We start from the raw sequence: 6,859 nt of genomic DNA, 5'->3' as shown, positions 1-6,859 counted from the left end.
GTTGTGTATGCACCTGGCCAGGGTAGTGTGCCGCGGATGAGGTTATTGATATCTTCAGAGGATTTTCTCCAGTCTATCATCCCATCCTCTTTTTTGAGCATAGGTGCATAAGTTGCTTTTGAGTGATCTTGCGGAATGCGAGGTAGCATTCCCTGCGTTTGTAGCCTTATTGTCTCAATTAAGAGTTCGGCCCCAACTATAGAGAGCTTTTCAGAAAGAGATTCTGCGTCATCCTCAACTTCAATTTTTACTTCTCTTTGGAGGAGTATGTCTCCTGTATCCATTCCTTCATCCATCATCATTGTTGTAATACCCGTGATTTCTTCTCCCCTTATAATAGCCCAATTTACAGGTGCTGCTCCCCTGTATTTTGGAAGGAGTGAACCGTGAACGTTAATACAACCGTTAGGGGGGAGGCCTAATATATTTTTTGGAAGAATCTTACCGTAGGCAGCTACACATATTATATCGGGATTATACACTTTCAGTTCATTATGGAATTCTTCGGTCTTAATTTTCTCTGGTTGCAGAACCGGAATATTGTGGTCAATTGCAAGAGTTTTTATCGGTGGCGGGATGACTCTTCTACCCCTCCCCTTTGGCGTGTCGGGCTTTGTCACCACTGAGACTACGTCGTGCTCAGATTCGATTAGCGCTATGAGGGTGGGTACTGCGAATCCAGGGGTTCCCATAAATATGATTTTATACCTGGATTCAGCAGATTTTGTCCTAGGCACGTCTCTTGATTATGTGAGAAACCTTATCGGATGCAACTCTTAGTATGACTTCTCCTTCATCCCCCTTTCCAAATATTTCGAAGGCGACTTCTTCTAGGTACTTGGACATGAGAACATCGAGCCCCCTCGCGCCTGTCTGCCTTCTCCTGGCCTCTCTGATGATAAATTCAGCAACCATCGGTTCCACATGTAACTTAAACCCCTCTTCCTCAAATTCTTTGATGTATTTTTCAACCTTTAGAAAGAGGATCTCCCTTAGCGTGTCATTATCGAGTGGAGAAAAGGGTACGATCCTATTAAACCTTGCGATTAGCTCGGGAAGGAATCCAAATAGATGAAACCTCGAAACGTCATCCGCTTCCTCTTCACTGAGCTTATACGCTATGGTTTCTTCCCCTTCAAAGTTTTCCTCTACCTTCTGCAGGAATCCGAGCCCCCCCTTTTCAAATAAGCTCCTTATTCCGGAGAAAGCACCTACTGCAAAAAATGAAATGTCTCTGGTTGAAATAAGAGCCCTTGGGCCCCTGCTTGAGAAACCGAAATCGAGTGGAATCTGAATATCTGTACCCTCTAGGATTTTAAGAAGCTCTCTCTGAACTCCGTAACCGGAAACATCTTTTGTAGTTCCCTGACCAGCAAATCTGGCGCTGCTATATGTCCCTGCGATCTTATCGAATTCGTCCAGTACTACAATTCCGCACTCTCCTATATCAATGCTTTCATTAGCGGCATAGACTAGCTGAACAAGTATGTTTACGACATCATCTCCAACATAACCAGATTCAGTAAATTTTGTCATATCTATGATTACAAATGGAAGCTTAAATATTTCTCCGAAGAGCAATTCAATTAAGTAGGTTTTTCCGCATCCGGTTGGACCCATGAGAATCGTGTTTGGTCTTGGGGGTATTTCTGATCTTGGTATTCGTTTATTATGGAGTAGCTTAAGCCTTTTCACATGACGGTATGCCGCAAGAGAGACTGCCTTTCTTGCCCTATTTTGTCCCCGGAATCCCAGGTTTTCCAGTTCTTCAAATATCTTTTTAGGGGAGTGGAGGGGAACCGTTTGAATGAAGTCTTTTACATAAAAAACTCTTTCTCCTCTTCTCATCTATTGAGGACCTCCGTGAGTTTATAATTGTATAAATTATGTATATGTATTTCAAGAGGGTTTTTAGTGGAATTGAAAATATAAACGAAAGAAGCTTTTAAAGGTTTTAGAGAATCTAATACAGAAGAGAGGACGGTGTGGGATATTATGAGATTTTTCGCGATGAAGAATGCATAAAGCTCATAGTTCTACAATCTTTTTGCACAAATGTAGAAGAACTCTTGTCCGAGCTCCCAGCCATGGGTTATGATCTGTATTTGACCGCTATCTTTTAGCTCCTTAAGGCATTGGACAATCTCAATTTTTGTACTATTATAATCCCTTTGAGGATCTGATTCTAATATCATATTTGTGAGCTTTTCCGTATTTGTATTGCCTTCCCCTAAACCTGTGCAGAGTGTTTTCAGTAGCTGTGATGCTGAATCGGACATCGATTTTTCAAAATATCTTTATCTCGTATGTGCCACTTCGAGCAAAGAATATATCGTGTATTATACAATATTCCTAAATAAAAGGTATTTACTGGAGAATGTCAAGTTGTATGATTTAAAAGAATTAAATTATTTATTTTAGGATGTTAGATACCTGATTTGGTTTGGACAGGTATTGAGCCATGGATTTATGTAGCTGATTATTTGTTAATGTTTTATAGAAAAGATGACTGATAACAAAAATATAAAAAAGAACCTATTTCTCAATGCATCCTGGGTCTTTGGCGGGAATACTGTATCAGCAGTCTTTGCTGCTATAGAACCGATTGTTTTAGCGAGAATACTAGGTGTTACTGATTTTGGGCTATTAGCGCTAATAGTCGCATATGTCGAGTTTCTAAACAATTTCTTCGATGTTAGGGTATGGGAAACCGCTACAAAATATATCGGGACATTTTGGGAAAAGAGGGATTATGAAAGAACTCGTTCAATGGTCAAGCTTTCTTATATGCTGGACATATCTACCGGAATACTGGCATTTGCAATTGCTGTTCTAACGGCAAATATTGCTAACAAATATTTAATACATTCTCCTCAGGCCTACACACTTATTTTAATTTATTCAATCAGTCTGCTTATAGATACAGCAAATTCCACTTCAGATTCTATACTCAGGGTATTTAATAAATTTAAAAAAATAGCATTTATATCATCTTTCCAGACTTTCTTAAGAGTTGCCTTTGTGTCCTTGGTTCTTTTCACTGGTCTGGGAATAAAGGGCGTTTTGTTTATATATGTAGCAGCTAGCTTTATTGGTTTCGCAATCAGGATCTGGACTGTTTCACAAACTTTAAACGAGTTTAAACTCAGTGGGTGGTGGAGGGCAAAACTGGCGCTAATCAGAGATCAATGGCGGGAAATTGCCTGGTTTTTGACTAACACTAGCTTTACTGGAACTCTTAAAATGGGGAATGAAAATTTTCTGGGAATTCTGGCTCTTGGTTATTTTTCGGGCAAAGACGCTGCCGCTTATTATAAGATTGCTAGGTCGGCCGTTAAATTGATGACTAGGTTTTCAGATCCGCTGCATCAAGCTATCTATCCTGAACTCGTAAGGATCTCTAAATCGGAGGGATTAACTGATTTTATAAATCTTATTAGATACTCATTAAAAACCCTTCTTAAATTTACCATTCCTTTATCTATTATCATTCTTATCTTAGCTGAACAACTGATCAATATCTTTTTTGGTAAAGATTACCTTGCAGCAACAAATACACTCAGGGTTATTACCATTGCCACTTTAATATCACAACTAACCTTCTGGATTAATTCTGCCCTGCTGGCTATTGGAAAGCCGGGTCTTAGGACTGTATTAGACGTCATAACTACGACAACTTATGTAGGTTTGCTGTTGATCCTAGTACCCAGGTTTTCGTATCTCGGAGCAGGTTTCGCATTCTTAGGTTACGCAATTATTAAGTCTTCTGTGTCATTTATATTTCTAAGAGACTCAATAAAAAGTGAAGAAAAGAGGATTTCGAAAAGCGAGCTCCCCGTGCCATAGTAGATAGAGCCGAAGCGGGGCTTTCTAAAAGGTTGTTTACTAATAACCGTAAATTTTTAACCTATCGGCTACACTGGCTGCAAATGCCCTTAACTTTGGGTCATCAAGGTATGCATAAGCACGATTCCTTTTTAAGTCTTGAGTTACGAATTCAATTTCCCTAGTGGAGGTGTCTAATTCACAAAAGTTTGCAACGTTTCTTAATACACTGACAGGTTCTGTAAGCAGATCTTCGTATTTGATCTCCATAGCCCCTTCTTTAAGTCTACTTACATTGGATCGAGCCTCCTGAATATAGTCTTCCCACATATTTAATGCCTCTTCCATCGAAGAACACCTCAGGTCGACAAAAGTTCGCTGTCCTTGTACGAATTTGAGTGTCAGGTAAAACCAATAAAGTGACTTAAATCTAGCATGCCGGTCTTTTAATCTTGAAAGCCCCTTTTCTCTTCTTACCCGCAGGCTATGTACTACGTCAACACCATGTCTGTATATATGAATTACTTTTGCATAAGGAAATATATCTAGCCAGATGGGCAAGGTATAGGTGTTACGAGGGTCTTTCCATCCCCATGGAATATCAAGATTTGCGGGTGTGTAATAGCGCAAATATTTTCTTAATCCTAGAAATGAAATTGCTAGTGGCGTTTTCATGATGAAACGTAAGAAATTTGCAAATAGCCTTCTGGATTCTTCGTCTTCGAGAAGGTATTTAATGGACTCTGGGTTTTCCAACCCCCCACTGCACTGATATAAGAGCCACTTGTTCAGTTTTTCAAAAAATAATGCTTCATGGTTTCGTTCTTTCCTTGATCCTACAAAAAGACCTAGTCCTTCGAGCATTTTTGTGAGTACCCCGGTACCAGAGCGGCTCATTCCAACGATTATAATTGGAGGTCGTATGGTCATTGCCAAATTTGAAAGAGGTATTTAATTCTATTGGGTTTTCTTATTTCAAGCAACATTATGTGTAAAAATTTTAATTACGGTTAGAATGTCATAATTCTAAATTGGTTAAAGGGCAATGGAAACATAGAGTAACTTGGGAGCTTCAAGATTGAAAAATTCCTAAAGATTGATTTTATTTTTAAGGTCGATTTGATGGTGAATAATAACACGATAAGACGCGATTCGCATGGTTGAATTGCATTTTTATCTTATTATGTCTATTTTAAGGTTGCAAAATTTATTCATTTTTTACACCATACCATAGATTTCTTAATAAAAATTTAAGATTTCTATCTCAATATAGATTATATGATAAAGATTGTTAAAAATGTTGTGGTTCGACTAAAAGAAGAGTATAGGAATCGTAACACGGATGCATATATTATATCCTTTCCTAATTCCGGAAGAACATGGCTAAGGATATTGATCGGGAAAAGTCTCTGCGAGAAGTTTGGATTTTCAGAGGACATAATGATTGACACCTATAAGATCACATCTAAGTCCGGGATCCTCCGCACGCAATTTATTCATGATTATTCCGCCATTATTGAGGGTTACAACTACTACGAGTTACCAACTGATAAATCAGAATATGCTGGGAAAAACGTTATTTTTCTTGTACGCGATATCAGAGACGTTTTAGTATCCCATTATTTCCAGGCCACTAAAAGGGTGGGGTCTTTCAGTGGAAACATATCTGATTTTATTCGTCACGATAAGTACGGCGCGATGAAAATTATAACATTTTACAAAATTTGGTATCACAACATGTCTAAACCGAAAGATTTTTTGTTGGTAAGATATGAAGATATGCATAAGAGTGCAGAGAAAATCATAGCTTCGGTATTGAGTTTTCTCGGGCTTGATTACATTGAGGAGGCTATTATAAGAACATCAGTAGAGTTCGCCAATTTTAGTAATTTAAAAAATTTGGAAAAGGAAGATTATTTCCAATCGGATAAAATTAGGCCAGCGGATACCCAAGACAATGAGAGTTATAAGGTTCGTAGGGGGATTATAGGGGGTTATAAATCATACCTTTCCAAGGCTGACATAGTTTATATTGATGAATTGATCCTAAAGTTAGGATGCCCATTTTTGAACTATAATTAAATCTCTAATACCGCGGTTCATTGCTATCGACCTAATTTCTCTGTCCATTTGTCATGGTTTATGGATTCACCTGCTGAATTTCCTGTAGCTTGCTAAAGGGTTTTCCCTCGCCTGTCATTGCGAACGGAGTGAAGCAATCTCATTTCTAGATTGCTTCGTCCCCTTCGACTGGGCTCAGGGTTCCTCGCAGCTTCCTGCGGGGAGTTTCATTCAATTCGGGAGATAGAAAACTGTGTTACTCATACCTAAGGGCTTCTATGGGGTCCAATTTAGAAGCTTTCCTAGCTGGATAAATTCCAAAGAATATTCCTACTATTGCTGCGAACCCAAACGCGATCAGAATTGAGCCCAATGAAATCTCCCCGGGCCAGCCCGTGAATGAGGAAGAAATCTTAGAACCCGCTATTCCCACGATGATTCCAATTGTTCCACCCGCTATTGAAATAAATACAGCTTCCACCAGAAACTGAATTAGTATATCACTTTCTTTAGCTCCAACAGCCATCCTGATACCAATTTCTCGAGTCCTCTCTCCAACGGAGACGAGCATAATGTTCATTATTCCAATACCTCCGACAATAAGTGATATAGAGGCAATACTTCCCAGGAGTATAGTCATGATCTTTGAGATCGTGAAAATTCTCTCTATAATTGAGAGTTGTGTTTTAACATAGAAATCGTCTACCATGTTCGGTCTGATTTTGTGTCTCTCCCTTAATAGCTCGATTATTCTGGTTTGGGCTACGGGCACGTCACCTGAATTTTTAACTGAAACGGAGATATTATCTACATGGGAAATGCCCATGATCCTTTTTTGAAGTGTGGTATAGGGCACTAATATTACGTCATCCTGGTCTTTGCCACTGGGGGTCTGTCCAATGGGACTCATCACTCCAATAACCTTAAATGAGTTATTTCTAATTCTCACGGATTTACCAATAGGATTCTGATA

Annotated in this window: 7 protein-coding genes; 2 read left to right on the top strand and 5 right to left on the bottom strand. The window is 39.0% G+C overall.

Translation table 11 applies throughout. The features are described from left to right. From fmt to VGA95_13050, 3 genes are all read right to left on the bottom strand, one after another. The coding region (fmt, locus tag VGA95_13060; protein HEX9667469.1) for a methionyl-tRNA formyltransferase at nucleotides 1–737 on the bottom strand (737 nt) is incomplete at its 3' end. After that, complete coding sequence (locus tag VGA95_13055) at nucleotides 730–1,848, bottom strand: AAA family ATPase (GenBank protein ID HEX9667468.1); 1,119 nt, start codon at nucleotides 1,846–1,848, stop codon at nucleotides 730–732. The genes fmt and VGA95_13055, both read right to left, overlap by 8 nt. 188 nt (nucleotides 1,849–2,036) lie before the next feature. Then, entirely contained in the window at nucleotides 2,037–2,279 is a 243-nt protein-coding gene (locus VGA95_13050) for a hypothetical protein (GenBank protein ID HEX9667467.1), read from the bottom strand. A gap of 226 nt (nucleotides 2,280–2,505) precedes the next feature. Here VGA95_13050 and VGA95_13045 point away from each other — a divergent pair, with 226 nt between their 5' ends. Continuing rightward, nucleotides 2,506–3,846, top strand: a complete 1,341-nt coding sequence (locus VGA95_13045) for an oligosaccharide flippase family protein (GenBank protein HEX9667466.1) — start codon at nucleotides 2,506–2,508, stop codon at nucleotides 3,844–3,846. Between the two features lie 39 nt (nucleotides 3,847–3,885). On the opposite strand, the gene VGA95_13040 is transcribed toward VGA95_13045, so the two are convergent. Beyond that, nucleotides 3,886–4,755 (bottom strand): sulfotransferase, encoded by an 870-nt coding sequence (locus VGA95_13040; protein ID HEX9667465.1) that lies wholly within the window; start codon nucleotides 4,753–4,755, stop codon nucleotides 3,886–3,888. A gap of 348 nt (nucleotides 4,756–5,103) precedes the next feature. Here VGA95_13040 and VGA95_13035 point away from each other — a divergent pair, with 348 nt between their 5' ends. Beyond that, nucleotides 5,104–5,907, top strand: coding sequence for a sulfotransferase domain-containing protein (locus VGA95_13035; protein HEX9667464.1), 804 nt, complete (start codon nucleotides 5,104–5,106; stop codon nucleotides 5,905–5,907). A gap of 235 nt (nucleotides 5,908–6,142) precedes the next feature. On the opposite strand, the gene VGA95_13030 is transcribed toward VGA95_13035, so the two are convergent. After that, nucleotides 6,143–6,859, bottom strand: a 717-nt coding sequence (locus VGA95_13030) for an FtsX-like permease family protein (protein HEX9667463.1), incomplete at its 5' end; no start/stop codon positions are given.

The organism is Thermodesulfobacteriota bacterium (genome assembly GCA_036397855.1).
Classification (GTDB): Bacteria; Desulfobacterota_D; UBA1144; order Nemesobacterales; family CSP1-2; genus DASWID01.
The sequence above is the reverse complement of the archived record's forward strand: the minus strand, read 5'-3'. Positions and strand labels throughout refer to the sequence as shown.

Coding starts and splice junctions, on each gene's coding strand:
- VGA95_13050 (HEX9667467.1), bottom strand. CDS start 2,279: ATGTCCGATTCAGCATCACAGCTACTGAAAACACTCTGCACAGGTTTA.
- VGA95_13055 (HEX9667468.1), bottom strand. CDS start 1,848: ATGAGAAGAGGAGAAAGAGTTTTTTATGTAAAAGACTTCATTCAAACG.
- VGA95_13040 (HEX9667465.1), bottom strand. CDS start 4,755: ATGACCATACGACCTCCAATTATAATCGTTGGAATGAGCCGCTCTGGT.
- VGA95_13045 (HEX9667466.1), top strand. CDS start 2,506: ATGACTGATAACAAAAATATAAAAAAGAACCTATTTCTCAATGCATCC.
- VGA95_13035 (HEX9667464.1), top strand. CDS start 5,104: ATGATAAAGATTGTTAAAAATGTTGTGGTTCGACTAAAAGAAGAGTAT.